Origin of the sequence: Alistipes sp. D31t1_170403_E11 (assembly GCF_015553985.1) — a bacterium.
Lineage (GTDB): Bacteria > Bacteroidota > Bacteroidia > Bacteroidales > Rikenellaceae > Alistipes > Alistipes montrealensis.
In genome coordinates, this window is record NZ_JADNHQ010000005.1 from 105,294 (window position 1) to 129,513 (window position 24,220).

The following is a 24,220-nucleotide window of genomic DNA, read 5'->3' on the forward strand; positions in this document are numbered from 1 at the left end:
CACTGAAAAATGAAACGTATTTCCTGCCTCCTGCTGGGTCTGGGCTGCTTTGCAAGCGCCTCTGCACAGTTCAAAATCGAATCCATAACCCCGCAAAAAGCCGATCCGGCAAAGGTCGAACCGATCGTCTACGATTCGCTGGCCAATATCCGCGTGAACGGCCCGGAGGAATACTACCGGGGACTCGTCGGGCAGCGTCTGCTGTTCTATCCCCGCGACATCCACGCCGGTCTGCGGCCGGTCGCCTACTTCAACTTCCTCGCGGAAACGCCCGCCGTCGTGCGCGTCGACACCACATGGCTGCGCAAGCCCCGCAGGAAGGTCCGGCCCGAGGATTTCCGGATCGACACCCTTTACAGCGACGCTTACCGTCCCCGGTTCTACAAAGACGAACCGGCGGCCGCCTGCGGATGCACGACAATGGAATCATACGTTCTCGGTCGGGATCTCTGCGCGACGGCTCCCGAAACAGGCTGGTTCACTCCGGCCGAAGCCATCGAAGGGAAAACATTCGAGATAACCGGCGTCGGGATCCATGCGATCTCGGAGCAGAACCTGCGGTTTTTCCGGCTCCGCTCCGAAGAGGGCGAAACACTCTATTGGTATGCACATACGGGAAAAGACAAAACGAACCTGCGGGACGAATTTTACCCGGTCGCCGTCGAAGGGCTGGTCGAGAAGTACCGTGCGGCGTACGTCGGCAAGGAGTTCTTCCTCACGAAGCGCAAACCCGAAGCTCCGGGATATGTTTCCGGATACTTCGGATTGCAGGCCAAGACTATGCAGGGCGAAGAGAACCGGCTGAATTTCGGCACGGAACTGAAGTGCCTCGACATCCGGCTGATCGGCGACGGAAAGGGTTACGCCGTGCCGTCGTTCGTTTTCGAAAAGAAAGAGGACAGCGTACGGATTTACATGCCGCTCTGTCGCTTTCCGGCGCCTTTCGGCGTCGAAGGATACACCCTCGGCAGCGACCGCGCCTTCATGGAAGAGCTGATCTTCACCCCGTCCGAAGAGGTATACGCCCAGCGCGCCGAGGAGGCCCGCAAGCGTGAAGAGGCCCGTTTGCAACAGGAAAAAGAGCAGAAGGAGCGTAAGGCTGCGCTCTACCGGAAATACGGCAAGGCCACCGCCGATTTGATCCTGGAGGGCAAAGTCCGGATCGGCATGACCCGGGCCATGTGCCGTGAGGCATGGGGTTCGCCCGAGGACATCAACACCATGTCGGGAAGCTGGGGCGTACACGAACAATGGGTCTACGGGCTGAGCAGCTACCTCTACTTCGAGAACGGAATACTCTCTTCCATCCAGAACTGACAAGCGAATCCGCCGGATGATAGTTCATCCGGCGGATTTATTCTACAAACGCCCCATACAACGCGGCGATTATCAGACAAAGAGTTTACCCGGAAGCGTCCCGGCAATTAGGGCCGGCGGATTTATCCCGGTGCGGATTTCGCACCCGGAACCGGCGCCCCGATCGGCAGATACCCTGCCTCACGAACGCGGTCAGCGCTTCGAACGGCGCTGGCGCTTCTTGTCGAGGCGCTGCTGTTCGCGCTGTGCACGGGCGGCACGGCGCTGCGTCAGGCGGAACGTATAGAGCAATCCGACGAACCCGATGCCGAGCAGCGAGACCCAAAACCACACGGCGATGCCGCGTTCCATGAATTCGATGGCATAGATGATGCCCGCAATAGCCAGCACCATCAGTACGAGGCGCACGAGCTGCATAAGATTGGTTTTCATATCAATCCTTATTTGGGGTAGGTTTCCTTTTCCGGTGCTGCAACGCTCCTACGGTCATCGTGGCGGATGCCAGGGCCAGAATCACGGGAACATACCAGATATCTCCCCCGTCGGCAACGGCGACCCGCCATGCCGAAACCAGGGTCCCAATGAAAAATACAACAGCCATGACGGCCATAAAGCGATCAATTACACGCATCAGCTAAGGAATTTTGTGCTTGTTCACCTCATCGAGGTGCTTGCATTTCTTTTTATTAAATTCGTTGTAAACCATTCCGATTCCGACCGCAACAAACAACAGGGCTACGACCATATCGAACACATTATTCTGGCGGGTCAGGGCCCAGTAGATGTTGATTCCGAACCACACGAGCGTCACAACCAGAAAGATCACGGCTAAAGTAAAAGTCTTCTTGTTCATAGGCGTTGTAATTTTAGGTTATACAAAATTGTCTTAACGTCTCTATGCCCACTTAATCAGCGCGGCCCGGGCCGCTTGTTCATCCGCTCCGGGAGGAAAGAGGAACAGATGCGGTGCATCGTGAAGTCCGGTGCAAACGGGATTACAAATATTCCCCGTTCGGAACGGGCAAGGGACGTGCCCGAGTACCTTGCAAAGCCGGAAATCAGTTGCCCTGTTCGCACATGAATTTGATACGCACCAGACGTATCTCCTCCTCGGTATATTCGGCCCCCAGCTCCTCGATGGCCGCATCGAGCGAATCGCTCTCGGCGTCCTCCTTGAAGTAGAGGTAAATGTCCTCGATCTTGTCCTCGTCCATAAACTCCCTCAGGTAGTACGAAATATCGAGCTTCGTGCCGGAGTTGACGATACCTTCGATTTCGGTCAGCAGTTCGTCGAAATCGAGGTCCTTGGCGCGGGCGATGTCCTCGAAATCCATCTTGCGGTCGATCGACTGGATGATGAAAATCTTGTTGCCCGACTTGCTGGCCACGCCCTTGACGATCATGTCCTGCGGACGGATGATCTCCTTCTCCTCGACGTACGCCTTGATCAGGCGGATAAACTCCTCGCCGAACTTGCGCGCCTTGCCCACGCCCACGCCCGTGATGTTCTGCATCTCCTCGACGGTGATCGGATACTGCACGGCCATGTCTTCGAGCGACGGATCCTGGAAAATGACGAACGGCGGCAGCCCGTGCTGCTTGGCGACCTTCTTGCGCAGGTCTTTCAGCATCGAGAACAACTCCTCGTCGGCAGCGCCGCCCTTGCCCATCGGAGCGACCGATTCGGACTCTTTCTCTTCCTCGTCGTAGTTGTGATCGAGGGTCACGGTCACGGGGAACGGCATGGCGATGTAGCCTTCGCCCTTCCTGTTGACCGAGATAAGCCCGTAGTTCTCGATATTCTTGTCGACGAGGCCCAGGATCAGCGCCTGGCGCAGCACGGCTCCCCAGAAGCGGGCGTCGTGCTCGGCCCCCGCACCGAACCATTTCGACTTGTTGTGTCCGTAGCTCTTGATCAGGGCCGTGGTCTTGCCCACGAGGACATTGACCAGGTAGTCGGCCTTGAACTTGTCGCCGATGTCGCGCAGGGCCTCGAGCGCCATCTTGAGCGACGCCCGGGCGTCGACCTTCGGCTTGGGGTTGCGGCAGTTGTCGCAGTTGCCGCAGTTGTCCTCGGTATACTCTTCGCCGAAGTAGTGCAGCAGCGTCCTGCGGCGGCACATCGAACTCTCGGCATAGGAGACCGTTTCGAGCAGCAGCAGCTTGCCGATCTCCTGTTCGGCGATGGGCTTGCCCTGCATGAACTTTTCGAGCTTCTGGATGTCCTTATAACTATAAAAGGTCAGGCAGTAGCCTTCGCCGCCGTCACGGCCGGCGCGGCCCGTCTCCTGGTAATAGCCTTCGAGCGACTTGGGAATGTCATAGTGGATGACATAGCGCACGTCGGGTTTGTCGATGCCCATGCCGAAGGCGATCGTCGCTACGATGACCTCGACGCGCTCCATCAGAAAGTCGTCCTGATTGGCGGCACGCGTCGACGCGTCCATACCGGCATGGTAGGCCAGCGCCCGGATGCCGTTGGCCACGAGCAGTTCGGTGAGTTCCTCGACCTTCTTGCGGCTCAGGCAGTAGATGATGCCGCTCTTGCCCTCGTTCTGCTTGATGAAACGGATGATGTCGTGGTCGACATTGTGCTTGGGCCGGATTTCGTAGTAGAGATTCGGACGGTTGAACGACGACTTGAAGACCGAAGCGTCGGACATGCCCAGGTTCTTCTGGATGTCGAGCTGCACCTTGGGCGTGGCGGTCGCCGTGAGGGCGATCAGCGGCGCCGAACCGATCTCGTTGATGATCGGGCGGATGCGGCGGTACTCCGGACGGAAGTCGTGGCCCCACTCCGAGATGCAGTGCGCCTCGTCGATGGCATAGAACGAAACCTTGATTTTGCGCAGGAACGCCACGTTATCCTCTTTGGTAAGCGACTCGGGGGCGAAATAGAGCAGTTTGGTCTTGCCGTCGAGTACGTCCTGGCGGACCTGCGCCACGGCAGTCTTATTGAGCGACGAATTGAGAAAATGCGCAATTCCCGACTCGGCCGAGAAAGTGCGCATGGCATCGACCTGGTTCTTCATCAGGGCGATCAGCGGCGATATGATGATCGCGACACCGTCCATCAGCATGGCCGGTAACTGGTAGCACAACGACTTGCCGCCGCCCGTGGGCATCAGCACGAAGGTATCCTTGCCTTCCAGCACATTGCGGATCACCGCTTCCTGGTTCCCCTTGAACGACGAAAAGCCGAAGTACTCCTTCAGCTTATCATGCAGCAGGGAAGAATCAAATTGTTTCATTTCGCCGTTACTATGCTTTAAAATCAGAAAATTCAATGTAAAGATAAAAAACTTTTCGGAAAAAAGCATAACTTTGTAAAAATTTCATCGAAAACGCAATGCGCCTTTACACCAGCGAACTCGTCAAAAAATACAAGGCCCGGACCGTCGTCGACCACGTGTCGATCGATGTCAATCAGGGAGAGATCGTAGGCCTGCTGGGCCCTAACGGAGCCGGCAAGACCACGACCTTCTACATGATCGTGGGGCTGATCAAGCCCAACGAAGGCCGCATCTTCCTCGAAAGCGACGAAGGCCAGACCACCGAACTTACCAGCCTGCCCGTCTACCGCCGCGCCCAGTTGGGCGTGGGTTACCTGGCGCAGGAGGCTTCGGTCTTCCGCCGCCTGTCGGTGGAGGACAACATCCGGGCCGTACTGGAGATGACCACCTTTTCGAAGGAGTACCAGAACGAACGGGTCGAGGCGCTGATCGAGGAGTTCCGCCTGCAAAAGGTGCGCAAGAGCCTCGGCATCCAGCTCTCGGGCGGCGAACGCCGCCGTACGGAGATCGCGCGGGCCGTGGCCATCAACCCGGCGTTCATCCTACTCGACGAGCCGTTCGCAGGCGTGGACCCGATCGCCGTGGAGGACATCCAGTCGATCGTAGCGACACTGAAACACAAGAATATCGGCGTGATCATCACCGACCACAACGTCGATGAAACGCTGGCCATCACCGACCGTACCTACCTGCTCTACGAAGGCAAGATCCTGAAAACCGGTACGGCCGAAGAACTCGCTGCCGACCCGATGGTCCGCAAAGTCTACCTCGGCCAGCATTTCGAGCTCAAGAAGAGCCACCAGTTGACACAGGAGATGAAAAACCGCAAAGGACAGGAGGTTAAGGAGTAAATATGGATAAAACGGTTCCGCAGGGCCGCGTGAAAGGCACGCTGAAGCCGCCCTGCTCGAAAAGTTATGCACAGCGCGCCCTCGCGGCAGCGCTGCTCTCGGAGGAGGTATCGGTACTGCGCAACATCGAATTCTGCGACGACACCCGTTCGGCCCTGAGCTGTATCGAAACGCTCGGCGCACGGGTGCACCAGGTCGACCCCACGTCGCTCTCGATCGAGGGAGGGCTCGACCCGAAGGGCCATGTGCTCAACGTAGGCGAATCGGGTCTCTCGACGCGTCTTTTCACTCCCATCGCATCGCTCTGCCCCACGCCCATCACCATCGAGGGGCGCGGTTCGCTGCTGCGGCGTCCGATGCACATGATGTTCGAGCCGCTCCGGCGGCTGGGCGTGAGGGTGCGCGACAACGAAGGCTACCTCCCGATCGAGGTCTGCGGCCCGATTCAGGGCGGAAAGGTCGAAGTCGACGGATCGGTTTCATCGCAGTTCATCACGGGACTGCTGCTCGCGCTGCCGCTGGCCAGGCGCGACACCATACTGCACGTCGACGGGGCGGTCTCGACACCTTATTTAGATATGACCCTCGACACGGCAGCGCGTTTCGGCATCGAGATCAGCCAGCGCGATTACGAGGAGTTCTACATTCCCGGACGGCAGCGTTACCGCTCGACCTATTTCAGCATCGAGGGCGACTGGAGCGCCGCGGCGATGCTGCTGGTAGCCGGCGCTACGGCCGGAGAGGTCACCGTGCGCAACGTCTCGATGCTCTCGAAGCAGGCCGACACGGCCATCTGCACCGCATTGGTGCGCGCGGGAGCCGCAGTGATCAACGAGGAGGAGTCGGTAACGGTGCTGCACCGGCCGCTCCGCGCCTTCGAATTCGATGCGACGAACTGCCCCGACCTGTTCCCGGCGCTGGCGGCGCTGGCCGCTGCGGCCGACGGCGTAAGCGTCATCCGGGGAACTTCGCGCCTCGAATACAAGGAGTGCAACCGTGCGGACGCCATCCGCGACGAATACGCCAAACTGGGCATCGAGGTCGACACCTCGGAGGAGGACCTGATGAAGATTCGCGGCGGAAAGGTTCGCTCGGCACGCACATCGAGCCACGGCGACCACCGCATGGCCATGTCGCTGGCCGTCGCCGCACTGCGCTCGGACGGCGCCGTCGAGATCGAAGGAGCCGAGAGCGTCGCAAAAAGCTACCCCGGATTTTTCGAGGATTTGGCACGCATCCGAGAGTAAATCCCGCTGCGTGCGGCACGCCCTCCCGAGGGAGACAAAAAAGGACCGACAAGTACACCACATCAGACAACCAGCGCTCTATGAATCAATTCGGACATAATTTCCGGCTCGCCATCTGGGGAGAGTCGCACGGACACCAAATCGGCATTTCGCTGGACGGCATTCCGGCAGGCATTCCGCTCTCGGAGGAAGATTTCGCCGAAGACCTCGCACGGCGCCGCAGCGGAGCCCCGGGGACCACGCCGCGGCGCGAACCCGACGTGCCGCAGATCGTGTCGGGCCTTTACAACGGCCACACGACGGGTGCTCCGCTGACCATCGAGTTCGCCAACACCAATACCCACTCGCAGGACTATTCGACCGTCATGCGCCACTACCGGCCTTCACACGCCGACCTGGTGGCTTACCATAAATTCGCCGGATTCAACGACCCGCGCGGGGGCGGGCATTTCTCGGCGCGCCTCACCGTGGCGCTGGTCGCCGCGGGTGTGGTGGCCAAGAAGGTATTGCCGGCAGGCGTACAGTTCGCGACCCGGCTGACCGAGATCGGCGGCTGCACCGACCCCGAACGGTTCAACGAGGTACTGCACGCCGCAACAGCCGACCGCGACTCGGTGGGCGGCATCGTCGAATGCCGCGTTTCGGGAGTGCCCCTCGGACTGGGACAACCCTTCTTCGATTCGGCCGAAAGCCTGATCGCCCATATGCTGTTCGCCGTACCGGCGGTCAAGGGGGTCGAGTTCGGCAGCGGATTCGCCGGGGCCCGCCTGCGCGGTTCGCAGAATAACGACTGCTTCGTCGACTGCGACGGTACGACGACGACGAACAACGCCGGAGGCATCAACGGCGGCATCACCAACGGCAACGAAATCGTGGTCCGCGCGGCGCTGAAACCCACGCCGAGCATCGGCCGCGAACAGATAACCTACAACCTGGCGACAAACAAGGTCGAGCCGCTGGAAATCCACGGCCGCCACGATGTCTGCGTCGCCCTGCGCGGCGCGGTGGTCGTCGAAGCCGCCGTAGCCATCGCGCTGGCCGACTTTATCCGCTGATGACGCGCCGGGAGACCATCGACTCTCTGGCCGCACGGCTCACAGGGCTTTACGACGCACGCGAAGCCCGCAGCATCGCGCTGGCCGCCGTAGCCGAGCTTTCGGGACTCACGCCGTCGGCGCTGCTGACCGATCCGGAGGCGGAACTCGCCGTCGGGGGATTGGCCGGGGCCGAAGCGCAGCTTGTATCCGGGAAACCCCTGCAATACGTCGTCGGATATACGGAATTCTACGGCCGCCGCTTTGCCGTACGCGAAGGGGTATTGATCCCGCGTCCCGAGACCGAAGAGCTCGTCGACTGGGTTCTGCGCGACGAACAGGCAGCCCAAAGAGTGCTGGATGTCGGAACGGGAAGCGGCTGTATCGCAGCATCGCTGGCCCTGGGACTGCCCAGGGCAGCGGTTTTCGCCGCCGACATTTCGGACGATGCGCTGGCCGTCGCCGCGGAGAATTTCCGGGCGCTGGGCGCAAACGTGGCGCTCCGCAAGGCGGATGCGCTCGGAGGACTGGCCGAGGCCTTTCCGGAGCGTTTCGACGTGATCGTGTCGAATCCGCCCTATGTTCCCGAGAGCGACCGCGCGGCGATGCACACCAATGTCCGCGACCACGAACCCGCCCTGGCGCTGTTCGTGCCGGACGACGATGCGATCCGCTTCTACCGCGCCATTGCGCGGGCGGGACGGCAGATGCTGCGCGAAGGAGGAAGGCTCTATTTCGAGATTTACGAACGCGCCGCAGAGGAGATCGCCTGCATGCTCGGCGCCGAAGGATATACCGACACCGAGGTCCGCACGGACCTCTTCGGAAAACCCCGCATGGTATGCAGCCGGATGAACTGAAGAAAAAACGCACCAAAACGCCCGACGAGGCGCTTGCATCGCTGATGCGCCTCTGCGCCCGCGCCGAGAAGTCGGAGGGCGACGCACGGCGGCTGATGCGCGGCTGGGGACTGGCGGAGCGCGATGCGCAGCAGGTGCTCGACCGACTGCTCCGCGACCGGTTCATCGACGACAGCCGCTATGCCGAGGCCTTCGTGCGGGAAAAACTGCGGCTGAGCGGCTGGGGCGAATACAAAATCCGCACGGCCCTGCAACGCAAAGGGGTTCGCAAGGAGACGATCGACGCGGCACTGTCGCAGGCCGACCGTTCGGGCATGGGGGAACGGCTCGCGCAGCAACTCTGCCGCAAGGCCCGAACGGTGAAATACGCCACGCAATACGAATTGAAAACCAAATTGATACGCTACGGGCTTTCGCTCGGGTACGACTACGAGGCCGTTCTGGACGCCGCCTCGGCAATGGTCAGGGAGACGGATAGATGCGACGACTTTTAACACTGTTCTTATTTACGACAATCAGCTTCGGGACGAGAGGACAACAACTCGATCCCGAAGCGTATATTTATCCCCTGCGGGATTTGAAACAACGGCTCTACTCAGCCAATTTCGGCGAAATACGCCCGGGGCATTTCCATGCGGGCGTAGACATCAAGACCGACGGCGAGGAAGGCAAACCGGTCGTGACTGCGGCCGACGGCTATGTTTCGCGCATAGTGCTGCAGGCGGCCGGATTCGGACGCGCTGTCTACGTCACGCAGAAAAACGGAACGACGGCTGTCTACGGCCACCTGCAACGTTTCCGCGACGACATCGAGGAGCACGTGCGCAGGGAGCGTTACGCACGCCGTTCGAACAGCGTAAACCTCTGGTTCGGAGCCGGGACATGGCCCGTGAAGCAGGGCGATGTAGTGGCCTACTCGGGCGACAGCGGTTCGTCGGGCGGCCCGCACCTCCATTACGAAATCCGCGACACGAAAACCCAGCGGCTCTACAACCTCGTCCGCGAAGGAATCATACGCCCCAAAGACAACCTGCCGCCCCGCATCATGCGCCTGCATTATATCGAAGTCGACACCGTGCAGGGCGTACCGGTCCACAGCGCCCCGGAGAGTTATGCCGTGGTACGCACGGCCGAAGGCCGCTACCGCCTGACGCACGACGGCCCCGTCGGCACGGGCCGCAAGGGTTATTTCGTGGCGGAAGTCACCGACCGCCGCAACGATGTCTGGAACACCTTCGGGGTGTGGCGCGTGACGGCATTCGTGGACGGCGTCCCCCGATCCGAATTCCGCATGGACGGTTTTACGTACGACATGTCGCGTTACAGCGACGCCGTGAGTTACTACCCCATACAACTCGATTCGCGCAACGAGGCGATTCGCCTGGCGCAGTTGGCCGGAGCGCCCGACAGTTTCTATCCGGTGATGGAGGAGCGCGGGCTGGTGCGCACGGCCGAAGGCGAGGTGCGCCGCATCCGCATCGAGGCCGAAGACGACTGCGGCAACTGCTCGACGCTGGAATTTTCCGTCCGCGGACGCGCCGGGGAGTTCCGCGCCGGAGCCGACACAACAGCCGTAACGGTATGGCCCGGCCGGGCGTCGACCGTGCGTATCAGCGGCGAAGCGGAGGTCCGCATTCCCGCAGGAGCGATCTACGAACCGATCTTTGTCCGCCCCGGGCTCGGGGAGGCCCCGCAGGCAGTATCGGGTTTGGTGGTCCTCTCGCCCGCCTACCACCTTTTCGATCACACTACGCCCCTGTTCCGGTCGGTGGAGGTCAGCGTGCGCACCCGCATACCGCGGCAGTTCCAGTTGCAGGCCCAGTTGGCTGTGCGCACACGCAAAGGAACGCTGGTGTCCGCCGGGGGCAGATACGCCGACAACGCCGTAACCGCCCCGGTACGCACGGCCGGCGACCTGGTGGTCGTGGCCGATACGCTCCGGCCCGTGGCCTGTCCGCTCTTCGCCGAAGGCGCAGACCTCACCAAAGCCGACGGAGTGCGGTTCCGGGCTTCGGACAACTTCTCGGGCATCGCTTCGTGGACGCTGCAAATCGACGGCGAGTGGGTTCCCTGCGACCGATTCCCGATGAAAGGAACGCTGGTTCACCTTTTCGACGCCCCGGCACAGCGGCGTACGCACACCGTGCGGCTTTCAGTCGCCGACGGATGCGGAAATACAACGCATTTTGAAGGAACATTTTACCGCTGACGAACGAAGTTTTCGGGAAATATTTCCTATATTTGCACTGATTGCAATGTAGCGTATAATGACAGACAATAACACAACCGAGCGCAAGCCGCTGATCCTGATTGCAGAAGACGTGGAAAGCAATTACAAATTGCTGGAAATAATTCTCAAGAAAGAGTACGACCTGATTTGGGCGAAGAACGGTAAGGAGGCTGTGGAGTATGCTCTCTCACAAAATCCGGACGCCGTGCTGATGGATATTAAAATGCCCGTTATGGACGGTATCGAAGCCCTGAAGGAGATTCGTACCCACACGGACAAGCTGCCCGTCATCATGCAGACGGCGTATGCTTTCGACACCGACCGGCGCATCGCCGAAGAGGCCGGCTGCAACGGATTTATCACCAAGCCCGTCATGCCGCGCGAACTGAAAATGTACCTCGACAAGTACCTCACGAAATAGGGTCACGATCCTATTCAAAGCATACTGCGGGCCGGAAAGTTTGTCCGGTCCGTTTTATTCACCACCCAAAAGTTGCGTATCGGCCGTTACGGCTGTTTTATAAATGCCCCGTCTCCGGAAAATACTCCTTGCAATCGGCATGCTGTCGGGCACTTGTCTGAATGCAACTACCTACCAGCAGGTGTCGGACAGCCTCCAGCATGTGCTCGCCTATACGGCCGATCCCGGGAAACGGGTGGAGTTGCTGCTCGATCTGAAAGACCTCAACGAAGATTCGAACCTCAACCTGGCCTATTCGATCCAACTTTTCCGCGAAGCGGCAGCCATCCGCGACACCTATGCCATGACAGCTGCAACCGTGCCTATCCTGGTGCAGTATGCCCCCTATCCCGAAAAAACCGATTCGCTCAACTATTATGTCCGCGAATTGCGGGAGTTGACACCCGGAACGCCGGAAGAGGGCATGGACGCCTATGCCGAAATGTCGATCTCCTATTACCGGCTGAACAGCGAATACGACGAGGAGAAAGCGCTTCGGCTGGCCCACGAGATCGACGCATGGTGCAACGACGACTCCGCACATCGGGATAACATTTACCACCGGGTCAAGAGGCTCTTGCTCAAGGGCCATGCGGGAATCACGATCGGCTATTACGAAAAGGGAATCAAGTCAGCCTATATCCCCCAGACGAAAATCTGGGAGGAGGCTTACGAACTGACGCAGCAAATGCCCGAACTGCTCGTGCGCAAGAATTTCGCCAACCTGGTATATTTCCTGCTCAGCGGGGCCTACAACCAGGCCCGCGACTACGACAACCAAGTAAGGCTGACCACGGATTACATCGCCCTGATAGACTCCTACTACGCCATGGAGGACCAGTTGCAGCGCCGCCCCTATCTCTACCGCGACAACAGCTACGTGAACCCCTACCGGCAGCTTATCCGCTGCTCGATCAACATCGAGCGCGACGACCTGCTGGAAAAAAATTTCGCCGAGTTCCGGGACCGTATGCTCAACGCCGAAGGCGAAAACCTCGTGCGGAACAAGACCTATGTTTACGAACTGGGCTACCTCTGGAACGGAATCCGGGGCCACTACGACCAGAGCATCCTCTACTGCGACTCGCTGCTCACGATGATCGACCAGGGCAAAGGCTATTTTCGGATGAACCCCTCGAAAATCTACCAGGTCAACCGCGACCGCAGCGTAATGCTATACCGCGCAGGACGTTACGACGAATCATACGATTCCTACGAACGTACGGCTGCGGTGCAGGATTCGATTTTCAGCGCCGAACGCCGCGAGCGGAGCGAGACCATCCGCCGTCGTCACGACATGGACCGGCTCAAGCTCGCCGAGACCCATGCCCTGATTCGCAACCGTGCGGCGGTAATCTTCTCATTTGTCGCCATCGGCATCCTGCTGATCGGCACGGGCGTCTACTTCACCGTCGCACTGCGCCGCAACCGCCGCCTGCAAGCCGACATCGCACGGCACAACCGCAAAGCAAAGGAGAGCGAGCACATGAAATCGATCTTCATCAGCACGATTTGCCGGGGCATCGGGCAACCGCTGGACACCCTCGACCAGACGGCGCAGAAACTGATGCTCGCCGACACCGGGATGGAAACGCGGCTGGAGATGCTCGGCTCTATCCGCGAAAACACCGACCTGCTGCTCTCGACGCTCGACAACATGCTCGAAGCCGCCAACCTCGACAGCCTGACCGACCGACTGCAGCTCGAAGAGACCGACATCGACGAATTGTGCCGCGCAGAACTGCTCACGGCCTCGCGCCTGCAACACGGCAGCGAAGTCGAGTACCGGATCGAAACGCCGGGAACACGGTGCATCGTACGCACGCACGCCCAGTACTTTTCATTCGTAGTCCGCGCACTGCTCGACAACGCCGCAAAATTCACTTCCTCAGGCAGCATCACGCTCCGTTACGAAACCGACCCTGCCGCCAATATGCTCCAGGTCTCGGTGACCGATACGGGCTGCGGAATCGCCCCCGAACGGCAGGCGGAGATTTTCCGTCCACTGGCCGACGGACCGGTGGCGTCGCGCGGCCTGAGCCTCTCGCTCTGCCGCATCATCGCCGAACACCTCCGCGGCTCGATACGTCTCGACTCAGCCTATACCGCAGGAGCACGGTTCATCTTCACAATCCCCCTGAAGCCATGACGAGCTGCATCCGATCCTTAATTGCGTCAGCGGTGCTGGCCCTGCTGACCCTGACGGCCTGTCCGCACAGGGCTGCGGCGCAGCCGTGGCTTCCCGAAGACAACGACAACGGATTCGGCGGCAAACCCGGCATGCACCTCTTCCTGCCCAGCCGATTCATCAAGTCGATTCGCGAGGACCGGCTGACCATGGCCCGCACCCGCTACTTCCAGGCCGCCTACCGCAAAGCGGTCAACCGCGGCGAATACATCCGCGCGCTGGCCTACACCGATTCGCTGATCTACCTTGCCGAGCACCGCCCTATTCCCGGCGTCCGCCCCACGGTATGCTACCAGAAACGCGCCTGGATGCTCCACAACCTCAACCGTAACGAAGAGGCCTCAGCGGCTTACGAACGAGCCGTGAAGGTCCGCAATTCGGCCATGCACCTCGAACAGACCGAGGCCCTGCGCGAAATGCAGGCTTCGTACGAACTGGACCGGCTGGCCCTGGACAAAGCGCTGCTGACGGCCCGCCACCACAAGATAGCCCTCATTTCACTGCTTCTCCTGCTTATGGCCGTAGCCGTAGCCGTGGCGTTCGTCTACGCAAGCAACCGCCGCACGAAACGGCTCCAGCAGGAATTGCTGCGACAAATGGAGCAGGGACACAAAAGCGAGGAGAAGAAGACGGCCTTCATCAACTCGATCTGCCACGAAGTCCGCACGCCGCTCAACAGCATCGCCGGATTCTCGGAACTGCTGTGCACGGAGGAGGTGTCGCCCGAAGCACACGGCCAATACTGCGAAATCATCCACGAAAGCCGCCGGCAACTGCGCTACCTGTTCGACGACATGCTCGAAGTGGCGCAACTCGAAAACCTGTCCGAACCGCTGCCGCGCAGTTACCTCGACCTCTGCGCCCTGTGCCGCTCGCAACTGCGCGCCATGAAAATCCGCTGCCCGAAAATCGGGCTGGTCTACACCGACGGCATCCCCGCCGAACAGATCGCCATGGTCACCAGCGAAAAATGCCTCGGCATCCTGCTCGCGGCGCTGCTCGGAAACGCCTACAAGTTTACCCGACAAGGCGAAATCCGCCTCGAATGCGGTCGTGAAGGAGACGAACGGGTATACATCGCCGTAACGGACACCGGATGCGGAATCCCGCCCGAAAAATACGACGAGGTATTCGAACGCTTCACCAAGCTCGATCCCTTCAGCCAGGGCAACGGACTGGGGCTTTACCTCTGCCGCCTGATCGTCCGCCACCTGGGCGGCGAAATCCGCATCGACCCGCAATACACCGAAGGGACGCGCGTCGTAGTCGTCCTGCCGCGAAAATAGGCGGAATCAGCTAAAAAAACGGGATCCCGACGGGACCCCGTTTTTCAATCGCAGGCTACCCTACTCTTTTTTAAGCACAATATTGGCATTGAAGATTTTAGCGCGCCCGGAGATGAAGTCGCGGTACTCCTCGAACAGGTCGCGGGAGTAAGTCCCGGCGTGCATGCAAGTGCGCTGTTCGATCGTGATCACCTTGTCCTGCACCTCCATGCGCAACGAATAGGTCCCGAAAGGCGTCGTGACGCTGCACGGACGGGGCCGTGTCTCGACGTGCATATTCGCGGGAAGGCGGATTTCGACGGTCGTAATATCTTCGTAACCCACGGCGCGGTAAATGTCGTACAACCGCTCCTTGTCCCGGTACTGCGAAGCGTCGCGGAACGGCGTCTGCGCGAGGAAACAACGGCTGCCCGTACTGGTGACGTATTTCTCCGAAGCGATGTCGTAGGTGACGGTAATCGACGGCAAAGCCTCTTTCACCTCCTCGCAGGCAATGTTTTCGACCCGGATCAAGGGGATTTTGAGGTCGCCGAGCAGGAGGTCGGCCTGCTTCTTCGCATCCTTCTTCGGGAAACTCATCAACGATTCATACTGCCCCACGGCATAACATTCGGCGACATGTCCCGTCGCCGAGCCGTCCGCGGCAAGCGTTACTTCGACACGCCGGACCATCCGGTTCAGCGTGTCGGCATACTGCGGCAAAGTCACGAATTCGCCTGTGCCGTTGCGGAAAAGAACGGCGTCGTGCCCTGCAATGTCTTTGTGGACATAACCGAACGGAACGTCCGTATTGGTACATTCGAGCCACAGGGTTTCGTCTTCGAGCGGCACGCAGAGGATCGCGTGGTTGGCCTGGGCAGGTGATGCAAAATCGGGATACATCCTGCGGCGGTCCGTATGGATAATCACGTAATGCGACCCGATGCCGCATTCGTGAAGCATCGCGCCGAGGTAGTTAGACAACGCCTTGCAGTCGCCGAACTTCGTTTTGAAGACCTCTGCGGCAGACATCGGCTGCTGTCCCCCGATGCCGAGCTGGATGCTCACGTAACGGGTCGACTCACCCAGGTAATCGTACAGCGCGCGCACCTTCTCGCGCGGCGTCGGCAGCGCGTCCGTACGGCGGTGCACCTCCTGTTTGAGGGCATCGGGCAGCACGTCGCGCCCTTCGAGCAGCCCGCACTGCCAGACTCCGTAGGAAGCCCAGTCGCACATGCTGCCCCGCGTCTTTCCGTACTCGAAATCGTAGGGAGCCGCGAGCACGACCGGCACAAGGTCGACGGACGAGGGCGCTGCGGGTTCGGGTTTCACGGCGGGGAAGTTCTCCAGCGTCCAGCGGTAAACGTCGCGTCCGTCGGCGGTGGTTTTGACAGGATCGCCGATATTGGCCCCCTTATAGCCGAATTGCAGCCCGGCGGGAACCGAGACCGTATAGACGCCCTTTTCGAGCGACACCCCCGACCAGCCGACGGGCGCAAAAGCCGGAAAGGTGAGCAGGCCGTTCTTATAGCCGATCTCGTATTCGTAGCGGACCGTGTAGGGATACGACGGCGAATGAACCTCCAGGTAATAGACAGCACCGTCGGAGGCAAGGCTCTGGGCCGAAAATTCGGAATACCTGAGTTCCGAGCGTTTCAACTTACGGACCGTTTTCCCCTGCGCATCACGGATCGTTCCGCTGAAACTCTTCAGCGTGCGCGTCGGATCGACATAGCAGGAGAAATTGCCCTTTTCGGCCGCCGAACCCTTCAGGACGGTGATCTCCTCGACGTAGCCGGCCGTCGCCGAGACCGGCGAAGAGTAGACGAAATCGACGGTGCAGAGCCGCACGACGGCATCGCTATGCCGGAGCAGCTCCTCGGCAATGACAGGAGCCTGCGCCTGCGCGGCAACCGCACAGGCGCATCCGAGAATCAGGGAAAGCATTCGTCCCATCATTGCGCGGCATTGGTTTTACGGAGCACGATCCGACTGTTGCTCAGGTCGGCAACCATGCCGTAGAAGGCATTCACATCCTGAAATTCCGAGGGCAGGAAGAGGATGCGCGGCTGCCGGAAGGTGAAATTGAACTGGAGATATTGATGCGTAAGCTGCGAGAGGTATTTGCAACTGAGACCCTTTTCACAGGCCGTCATATTGATATCCTTAGGCAGTTCCTCGACAGCGTAGCCCTCGGGCAGCTCCAGCGAGCAACGGATGTCGTAGGTAATCGGCTGCGGGAACTCGATGGGCAGCGTACGCGACTGGGCGTTGAGTTCGTTCGTCGACATAAAGGGAATTACCGTCGAATTGACGTAGATGAATTCGTCCGTACAGTCGAGCTGGCGGGATATTTCATAGTCCTGGGCGACCTGAGCCGTCCCGGCATCCCTGACCTCCAGTTCTTCGATCTGGATCCCGTGCTCCTTTTCCAGCGACTCGATGTACTCCTCCTTCGACTTGGCGGCGTACCTTTTGCTGAGGGTCATCGCCGGCTGGTTGAAATAGGACTCCATAATCTTCCCCTTCAGCGTACCGTCGGGTTCGACCCGGACGATCATGCTGATGCCCACGCGGTTCGGCGCCAGATGGGTGAGGTTGCACCACCCGGCTTCGCCGTCCGCGCCGTAAAGGCGCGCGCGGTCCACCGACAGTTCGACAGGCAGCAGGTCAATATCGGAATTGATATCCGTACCGTCGACATAAACATATTTATCGGCATTCGAAGCATCGCACCCGCCGACGCGCAGCACAAAGGCGTGGATGCCGTCGATAGTCGGATGCGTATAGGAGAGGCGCCCCAGGTGGCGGGGGCTGAGCATCACCGGGACAACGCTGAATCCGGCGTCCTTCAGGGCTGCCATCAGCACGAAATTGATGTCGGCGCTCGACCCGGTCCCTTTGCCGGCGGCTGCACGCGGGCCGTCGGAGAAGAGCCGGTAATCGCCGTTCCACTTCATCTTCGACTGCACGAGGCGCAAGACGGCGCGGGCTTTTTCGACCGGCGTGCCGTCAGCGGCTTTGATCGCGGCAACCTCGTCCTTGAAGGGGTTGTTGATACGGGTATGGGAGTCGAACGAACTCTTCTGCAAAACCTCGTTGACAGCCCTCCACGAAGTCGCGAAATTCTGGACTATCGAATAGGGCAATGCGATCTGCGCCAGTTCGAATTTGAGCATCGACCGGAAATCGTCGAGACACCACACGTAAGGTTCCTTCTTGAGGGCGGGGATGTCGGTCCCTTCCGCCTTCAGTTTGGTAACGGTATAATTCAAGGTGTTGGCCCCCGAACCGAGCGACTCCGTCGCACTATCCCGGGTGACATTGATCCGCACATATCCCGTGCTCTCGGAGTTGAAGTTGAAAAACTCGGGGATATTGGCCTGCATACGGCTAAATGCCACGGGAATATCGTGCTGGAAGACGAACGAAGGAATGTCGGTGATGTTGGCCGAAGTCTTGCGGTATCTGTACTCGATGACCGTGCCTTCGCGCACCTCGGGGATCGAGAATTTGATGAGACGCCCGTACTCGCCGATCGCCTCGGTAAAGATATACTGTCGTTTGAGCGGGGTTTTCACGATTTTCCCGTCCACCAGGTTGTAAGCCGCCGCATCGATACCCGTGATGTTTTCGCGACTCGCCGGACGGTCGTAATAATAGACGCTGACATCGGCATTGCCGACGCCCTCGGGTTTGAGAATTTTGACGCGAGCCCGGTACTCCTGGACCAGGCTGACCGTCGTGGTGAACTGGTAACTGAGGTAATTATCCTCATAGAGGATGACTGCATCGGCATCGGGGTCTTTCTCGTAACTCTCCATGCGGAGTTCGTCGAGAGAGACCTTTCCGAAACGATAGTCGTGCTCCTGCGCACAGACGGATGCGCAGGAGATTATCGCCAGAAGCGACAGAAGGGTCAGTTTTTGCATGATGGGTGAGCGTTTGGGTTTGTTAAATTAAGCAAATTTTCTCAATTTGAACAATTTAAAGCCCAAAATTTTCATTTTCCGGATCATTTTTCCCAATTCACCCGCTCCGGCTGTTCCGGGTCCGGCAAAAGGCAGCGGCTTCAGACAGGCTGCAGAACACAAGAAATCGAACGATAAGTTTGCAGTTAGTCCGAAATTTCTTACTTTTGCAGCGTTTATCAAACGATGGTCTCGTAGCTCAGTTGGATAGAGCAACAGCCTTCTAAGCTGTCGGTCGTGGGTTCGAATCCCGCCGGGATCACAGCAAACGGATTGGTTTTTAAGCGATTAAAATCAATCCGCTTTTTATTTTAACCAGCTATGCAACCGGCAGATTTTGCCATCCGGGCGGCTCCTGCGGCAGTGTAAAATGCAGTTTTTTACGACATTTATTTTGCCGGGCGGAATATTTTCCCTACATTTGCAGGCTTAAAAGCCCGAAGGGGTTAGCGTTTTTTATTAATTACACAAAATTTTATAGCAAATGGCTGTTAAAATTCGTCTGGCACGTCACGGTAAGAAGGGTTATGCCTTCTATCACATCGTTGCCGCAGATAGCAGAGCGCCACGTGATGGTAAATTCATCGAGAAGTTGGGAACCTACAACCCCAACACGAATCCTGCTACGATTGATCTGGACTTCGTGAAAGCCCTGGATTGGTTACAGAAAGGCGCACAACCTACGGATACTTGTCGGGCTATCCTCTCGTACAAGGGCGTAATGTACAAGAAACACCTGCTGGGTGGCGTAGCCAAGGGCGCGTTCACCGAGACCGAGGCCGAAGCCCGCTTCAACAAGTGGATGGAAGCCAAGTCGGGTAAGATCGAGGCCAAGACCAACAAGCTGGCGACCGACGCCAAGTCGGCCGAGAAGGCTCGTATGGCTGCCGAGGCCAAGATCAAGGAGGAGCGCGCTGCCGCAATCGCCGAGAAGAAGGCTGCCGCAGACGCCGCTGCCCGCGAGGCCGCTGCTGCCGCAGCAGCCGAGGCTACGGAAGCTCCCGCCGAAGAGGCTGCTCCGGAAGCACCCGCCGCTGAATAAGCAGGTTCTTGTTCCGATAAAAACGGTAAACTTCCGCAAGGGGGATTACCGTTTTTTTTGTATTTTTACGCCATAATTCAACCGACATGATCGTTCCCGCAGGCAGAATCAACAAACTTTTCGGCACGGAGGGCGGAGTGATGCTCTCGCTCTACCCCGCTTTTCCGGAGGATTTCGACTTAGACACCCCCTTGCGCGTCACCATCGACGCACTGGAGGTTCCGCTCTGGTGCGAGCGCTTCGAACGCCGCGGCATCTCGGGAGCCACGGCTGCTTTCGCCGACTTCGACACCCAGCGCCGGGCGCAGGAACTCCTGGGACTGGAATTCCGCATCGAGCTGGGAGAAGACGAAGACGACGATGAGTTTTACCTCGAAGACCTGATCGGTTTCGCTGTCGAGGCCGAGGAGGCCGGGGCCATACCCCGGACGGCCGAAAGCAAGGGTGCGGCACAGGCCCCGGAAAAGCTGCACGGCACAGTCACGGATTATTACGACAGCGACGCCAATCCGCTATTCGAACTGGAACTCGGCGGCCGGCAGGTACTGGTCCCCGCCGTCGAGGAGTTCATCGCGCACATCGATTTCGAAAAGCGCACGATGCACCTGGTACTCCCCGAGGGGTTAATCGACCTGGAACGATGAAAGGAAAATTCACGACAGGACGCCTGCTGAAAAGGTGGCGAATCGCGTTGGGCTGCATGCCGTGGTGGAAATTCGCCGCGCTGGTATTCGTCGCCACGTTCGCGGTCAAGACGATCGCCATCCTGCTGTTCGGCATCACGACGGGAATCGAGGACGAGGACGTAGACCCCGAACGCGCCCGGCGCATCGGCTGGTTCATAGCCGTCGTCGTCGTACCGCTGCTGGAAACGCTCATCGCCCAGGCGCTGGTCATCTGGCTCGTGCACAAGGCGCTGCCCAAATCGTTCTGGTGGCCGGTCATCTTCTCCGCGGCGGTTTTCGGCGGCGGACACCAACAGAGCCCGGTTTACCTGGTCTGCATGCTTTTCGTAGGGCTGGTATGGGCGTTCGCCTACCAGAGCCGTTTCGAACGGCAGGGGTTCGGCCAGGCATTCTGGCTCATCTTCCTCATACACGCATCGAACAACGCAATAGCTTTTATTCTCTGATATGGCACGGGTGGTAATCGGACTTTCCGGCGGTGTGGATTCGTCGGTGGCGGCCTGGCTCCTCAAACAGCAGGGGCACGAGGTCGTGGGACTTTTCATGATCAACTGGCACGATACGACGGGAACGCTCGAAGGCGACTGTCCGTGGTACGACGACCGGGTGTTCGCCGAACTCGTGGCCAAGAAACTCGACATCGCCCTGCATGTGGTCGACCTCTCGGCAGACTACCGCACGCGTGTCGTGGATTACATGTTCGCCGAATACGAGAAGGGCCGCACGCCCAATCCCGACGTGTTGTGCAACCGCGAAATCAAATTCGACGTTTTCCTGCGGGAAGCGCTGAAACTGGGCGCCGACTACGTCGCCACGGGCCACTACTGCCGCAAAGCGGAGGAGACGCTGCCCGACGGGCGCACGGTTTACAAACTTCTTGCGGGCAGCGACCCCAACAAGGACCAGAGCTATTTCCTCTGCCAGCTTTCGCAGGAACAGTTGAGCCGGGCGTTGTTTCCCGTCGGCGGCCTGCTGAAACCCGAGGTGCGGCGCATCGCCGAGGAGCAGGGGCTGGCCACAGCCAAACGGAAGGATTCGCAGGGTATCTGCTTCGTGGGCAAGGTCGACCTGCCGACCTTCCTCCAGCAGAAACTCGCCCCTAAGAAGGGCAACGTACACGAAATACTCCCCACGTGGCCCAAATACGTACGCGAGGCCGTTCCGGCGCAGGGAGACCCGACGAGCGAACAGTTGGCCGCCCTGGCCGAGCCGTGGCGCTACACCGTGCGCGACGGCAAGAAGATCGGCGAGCACAACGGCGCCCACTACTACACCATCGGCCAGCGCAAAGGACTCGGCATCGGGGGCCGCAAGGAGTCGCTGTTCATCCTCGCGACGGACGTGGCGCAAAACGTGATCTACGTCGGCGAGGGCGACGCACACCCCGGATTGTGGAGGCCCGCGCTGCACATCGCCCCGGAAGAAATACATTGGGTAGACCCCTTGCATGCCATGCAAGCGCTCACGAGCCGCCGTTTTTCGGTCCGCATCCGCTACCGCCAACCCTTACAGGGGGCAACGCTCCACATGCGTCCGGAAGGACTGTATATCCTGTTCGACGAGCCCCAGCGCGGCATCACCCCGGGGCAGTTCGCTGCGTGGTACGACGGCGACGAGCTGGTCGGATCGGGCGTGATCGAGAACTGACCAAACCTGAAACCATGATAAAACACCTTGCACTTATCGCCGCCGGAGCGCTGTTTCTGCACACTGCAACGGCCCAGAAGTACGTCGACGCCTCGACGCTGACCATCATCGGCCGCACCTGTCCGATGGAAGGACATCCCTATTACCGGGTCGATACGACACGCTACCATTTCGACGAAAAGATCATACGCACCTACTGCGGCTACCCCGCGGGCATGGCCGTGCTTTTCACCACCGACAGCCGCCGGATCGAGGCCCGCTGGACCACGGCCCCGCGTAACTACGGCTGGAACATGACCCCGGTCCTGCAACGCGGCATGGACCTCTACGTCTGGGAAAACGGCGTGTGGACAATGGCCGGGGCGGCGCGTCCCGGATTGCAGGACAAACACGCCGGCACGATCGTCGACCACATGGACGGACAGCCCAAAGAGTGCATGCTCTACCTGCCGGCGTGGAGCGAGTTGCTGACGCTGGAGATCGGCGTGGACAACGACGCTTCGGTTTCTCCGCTCGAATCGCCCTACAAACACCGTGTCGTCGTCTTCGGATCGAGCGTCACCCACGGCGCCTCGGCCAGCCGCCCGGGTATGGCTTACCCGGCGCGCATGAGCCGTATGACAGGCATCGAGTTCGTCAACCTGGGTTACAGCGGCAGTTGCAAACTCCAACCCGAATTCGCGCGGCTGCTCGCCGAAACCGATGCCGACGCATTCCTGTTCGACGCTTTCTCGAACCCCGGCCCGGCCCAAATACGCGAACGGCTCGACGGGTTTGTCGCAACGCTCGTCAAAGCCCATCCCGACAAACCGCTGATCTTCATGCAGACCCACTGGCACACCGCGGGCAACCTCGACCAAGAGGCTGCGAAATTCCACCGCGAGCGGATCGACACCGTCGACGAAATGATGCGGCGGCTGGCGAAACAATACAACAACGTCTATTTCCTCGACGGCGAGTGGTTTCTCGGCAAAGACGCCGAAGGGACCATCGACTGCGACCACGGTTCCGACCTGGGATTCGACCGCATGATCGCCGAGCGGCTGCCCCGCATCGCGAAAATCCTGCGTAAATACGGGATCAAATAGCCTTTCCCGCATCGTTACACCCCGGCCGGCATGGCTGAAAGTCCGAAGTACGACATCAAATACAATGTAAACCATATCAGCGAAATCGCCAGGTTCCCCGGCTGTTCGCCGCGTGATTTCCTCCCCGAAAATTCCCTTTAAACCCCGATCGTGAAGATTCGCCGCCTGATAACGTCTGTCCTGCTCTGCGCGGGATGCTGCGCCGCCCTCGGACAACGACCTGTCGGCATCGCCTTCTACGACGTGGACCGGATTTACGACACCCTTCCGGCCCTTTTCTACGACGATGCGGATTACACACCCGAAGGCCGCCTGCGCTGGACATCGGAACGCTATACACGCAAAATCCACAACACGGCAGCCGTGATCGACTCGATGGCCCTGCCTCTGGTCGCCCTGTGGGGCGTGGAGAACGAACAGGTCGTGCGTGACATCGCGGCAGCCTGCGAAGGCGAATACTCCTACCTCCACCGCACGCTTAATTCGCTCGACGGAATGGATTTTGCGTTGCTCTATTACGGAGACCTCTTTTTCCCAACCTACGACGAACCGGGGCGCCGCTACCTCTACATCGAGGGCGAACTGGGGCGCGATACCGTGGGACTGGTGCTGTGCGGCGATGCGCGCATGGCCCGATGGGTCGTGAAGGACCTGCGCGAAGAGCGTCCGCACGCCAAACTGATCGTAATGGGACGCTCGGATTTCCCGGCCCCCGAAACCTGGGGATTGCACGATGCGACCCGGCGCGCCGAACAGGCCGGGCGGGGCACGGTACGCCGCGGCGGACGGTGGCAGATGCGCGACCGGATACTCGCCGATACGGCCCTAAAAACCTCGGAAGGCGATGTTTTTGCGCGCCGCTATCTGGTTGACCAAAAGACCGGTAACCCCTTCACAACCTACTCCCGCGGGGCTTATCGGGGCGGCTACGGGTATTCACTGCCGGTATTTGTATACATCCGGTAGATTTTTTTGGAATTTTCGAAAAGTTTTCGTATTTTCGCAATCCCTTCAACGGAAATGCATTTTATGGATGCGGTA

General features: G+C 59.5%; 22 protein-coding genes and 1 tRNA gene. 17 read left to right on the plus strand and 6 right to left on the minus strand.

Translation table 11 applies throughout. The features are described 5' to 3' along the window. Window positions 1-9 precede the first annotated feature (9 nt). The gene (locus tag I2E69_RS11760; protein ID WP_195461419.1) at window positions 10-1,317 is read left to right on the plus strand and encodes a hypothetical protein; all 1,308 of its coding nucleotides are present in this window, start codon (window positions 10-12) and stop codon (window positions 1,315-1,317) included. A 192-nt stretch (window positions 1,318-1,509) separates the two neighbouring features. On the opposite strand, the gene I2E69_RS11765 is transcribed toward I2E69_RS11760, so the two are convergent. The 4 genes from I2E69_RS11765 to recQ form a co-directional block, all read right to left on the minus strand. Continuing rightward, window positions 1,510-1,749, minus strand: a complete 240-nt coding sequence (locus tag I2E69_RS11765; protein WP_195461420.1) for a hypothetical protein — start codon at window positions 1,747-1,749, stop codon at window positions 1,510-1,512. Between the two features lies 1 nt (window position 1,750). Beyond that, complete coding sequence (locus tag I2E69_RS11770) at window positions 1,751-1,948, minus strand: hypothetical protein (protein WP_195461421.1); 198 nt, start codon at window positions 1,946-1,948, stop codon at window positions 1,751-1,753. A 3-nt stretch (window positions 1,949-1,951) separates the two neighbouring features. Then, window positions 1,952-2,170: a hypothetical protein gene (locus tag I2E69_RS11775; protein ID WP_195461422.1), complete on the minus strand. Its 219-nt coding sequence runs from the start codon at window positions 2,168-2,170 to the stop codon at window positions 1,952-1,954. A gap of 205 nt (window positions 2,171-2,375) precedes the next feature. Beyond that, window positions 2,376-4,568 carry a DNA helicase RecQ gene (recQ, locus tag I2E69_RS11780; protein WP_195461423.1) on the minus strand — a complete coding sequence of 731 codons (2,193 nt, stop codon included), beginning with the start codon at window positions 4,566-4,568 and terminating at the stop codon, window positions 2,376-2,378. Between the two features lie 98 nt (window positions 4,569-4,666). Between recQ and lptB the strand changes: the two genes are divergently transcribed. The 9 genes from lptB to I2E69_RS11825 all read left to right on the plus strand — a co-directional run bounded on the left by lptB (window position 4,667) and on the right by I2E69_RS11825 (window position 14,766). Then, on the plus strand, window positions 4,667-5,461 hold the full coding sequence (gene lptB, locus I2E69_RS11785; protein ID WP_195461424.1) for an LPS export ABC transporter ATP-binding protein: 795 nt from the start codon (window positions 4,667-4,669) through the stop codon (window positions 5,459-5,461). Window positions 5,462-5,463: 2 nt separating this feature from the next. Then, window positions 5,464-6,708 (plus strand): 3-phosphoshikimate 1-carboxyvinyltransferase, encoded by a 1,245-nt coding sequence (gene aroA, locus I2E69_RS11790; RefSeq protein WP_195461425.1) that lies wholly within the window; start codon window positions 5,464-5,466, stop codon window positions 6,706-6,708. 80 nt (window positions 6,709-6,788) lie between these two features. Continuing rightward, window positions 6,789-7,763, plus strand: coding sequence for a chorismate synthase (locus I2E69_RS11795; protein ID WP_195461426.1), 975 nt, complete (start codon window positions 6,789-6,791; stop codon window positions 7,761-7,763). Next, window positions 7,763-8,602 carry a peptide chain release factor N(5)-glutamine methyltransferase gene (gene prmC / locus I2E69_RS11800; protein WP_195461427.1) on the plus strand — a complete coding sequence of 280 codons (840 nt, stop codon included), beginning with the start codon at window positions 7,763-7,765 and terminating at the stop codon, window positions 8,600-8,602. Before I2E69_RS11795 ends, prmC begins: the two co-directional genes overlap by 1 nt. Then, entirely contained in the window at window positions 8,584-9,096 is a 513-nt protein-coding gene (locus I2E69_RS11805; protein ID WP_195461428.1) for a regulatory protein RecX, read from the plus strand. The genes prmC and I2E69_RS11805 overlap by 19 nt, the downstream gene beginning before the upstream one ends. A gap of 83 nt (window positions 9,097-9,179) precedes the next feature. Then, a complete protein-coding gene (locus tag I2E69_RS11810) occupies window positions 9,180-10,811 on the plus strand; it encodes a M23 family metallopeptidase (protein ID WP_317191097.1) in 1,632 nt (543 codons plus the stop codon). Window positions 10,812-10,869: 58 nt separating this feature from the next. Further along, window positions 10,870-11,253: a response regulator gene (locus I2E69_RS11815; RefSeq protein WP_195461430.1), complete on the plus strand. Its 384-nt coding sequence runs from the start codon at window positions 10,870-10,872 to the stop codon at window positions 11,251-11,253. 139 nt (window positions 11,254-11,392) lie between these two features. Beyond that, entirely contained in the window at window positions 11,393-13,441 is a 2,049-nt protein-coding gene (locus I2E69_RS11820; protein ID WP_195461431.1) for a sensor histidine kinase, read from the plus strand. Then, window positions 13,438-14,766: a sensor histidine kinase gene (locus I2E69_RS11825; RefSeq protein ID WP_195461432.1), complete on the plus strand. Its 1,329-nt coding sequence runs from the start codon at window positions 13,438-13,440 to the stop codon at window positions 14,764-14,766. The genes I2E69_RS11820 and I2E69_RS11825 overlap by 4 nt, the downstream gene beginning before the upstream one ends. A 60-nt stretch (window positions 14,767-14,826) precedes the next feature. On the opposite strand, the gene I2E69_RS11830 is transcribed toward I2E69_RS11825, so the two are convergent. Then, a complete protein-coding gene (locus I2E69_RS11830; RefSeq protein WP_195461433.1) occupies window positions 14,827-16,704 on the minus strand; it encodes a DUF3857 domain-containing protein in 1,878 nt (625 codons plus the stop codon). Beyond that, the gene (locus I2E69_RS11835; RefSeq protein ID WP_195461434.1) at window positions 16,701-18,677 is read right to left on the minus strand and encodes a DUF3857 domain-containing protein; all 1,977 of its coding nucleotides are present in this window, start codon (window positions 18,675-18,677) and stop codon (window positions 16,701-16,703) included. Before I2E69_RS11835 ends, I2E69_RS11830 begins: the two co-directional genes overlap by 4 nt. A 227-nt stretch (window positions 18,678-18,904) precedes the next feature. Here I2E69_RS11835 and I2E69_RS11840 point away from each other — a divergent pair. The 7 genes from I2E69_RS11840 (at window position 18,905) to I2E69_RS11870 (ending at window position 24,145) form a co-directional block, all read left to right on the plus strand. Continuing rightward, a tRNA-Arg gene (locus I2E69_RS11840) sits at window positions 18,905-18,978 on the plus strand. Window positions 18,979-19,200: 222 nt separating this feature from the next. Continuing rightward, window positions 19,201-19,758, plus strand: coding sequence for a 30S ribosomal protein S16 (locus I2E69_RS11845; RefSeq protein ID WP_195461435.1), 558 nt, complete (start codon window positions 19,201-19,203; stop codon window positions 19,756-19,758). A gap of 86 nt (window positions 19,759-19,844) precedes the next feature. Further along, the gene (locus I2E69_RS11850) at window positions 19,845-20,402 is read left to right on the plus strand and encodes a ribosome maturation factor RimM (RefSeq protein WP_195461436.1); all 558 of its coding nucleotides are present in this window, start codon (window positions 19,845-19,847) and stop codon (window positions 20,400-20,402) included. Beyond that, entirely contained in the window at window positions 20,399-20,890 is a 492-nt protein-coding gene (locus I2E69_RS11855; protein ID WP_195461437.1) for a type II CAAX prenyl endopeptidase Rce1 family protein, read from the plus strand. Before I2E69_RS11850 ends, I2E69_RS11855 begins: the two co-directional genes overlap by 4 nt. A gap of 1 nt (window position 20,891) precedes the next feature. Next, window positions 20,892-22,091, plus strand: a complete 1,200-nt coding sequence (gene mnmA / locus I2E69_RS11860) for a tRNA 2-thiouridine(34) synthase MnmA (protein ID WP_195461438.1) — start codon at window positions 20,892-20,894, stop codon at window positions 22,089-22,091. A gap of 14 nt (window positions 22,092-22,105) precedes the next feature. Next, the gene (locus I2E69_RS11865) at window positions 22,106-23,179 is read left to right on the plus strand and encodes an SGNH/GDSL hydrolase family protein (RefSeq protein ID WP_195461439.1); all 1,074 of its coding nucleotides are present in this window, start codon (window positions 22,106-22,108) and stop codon (window positions 23,177-23,179) included. 150 nt (window positions 23,180-23,329) lie between these two features. Continuing rightward, complete coding sequence (locus I2E69_RS11870) at window positions 23,330-24,145, plus strand: hypothetical protein (protein WP_317191098.1); 816 nt, start codon at window positions 23,330-23,332, stop codon at window positions 24,143-24,145. The last annotated feature ends 75 nt before the right edge of the window (window positions 24,146-24,220 follow it).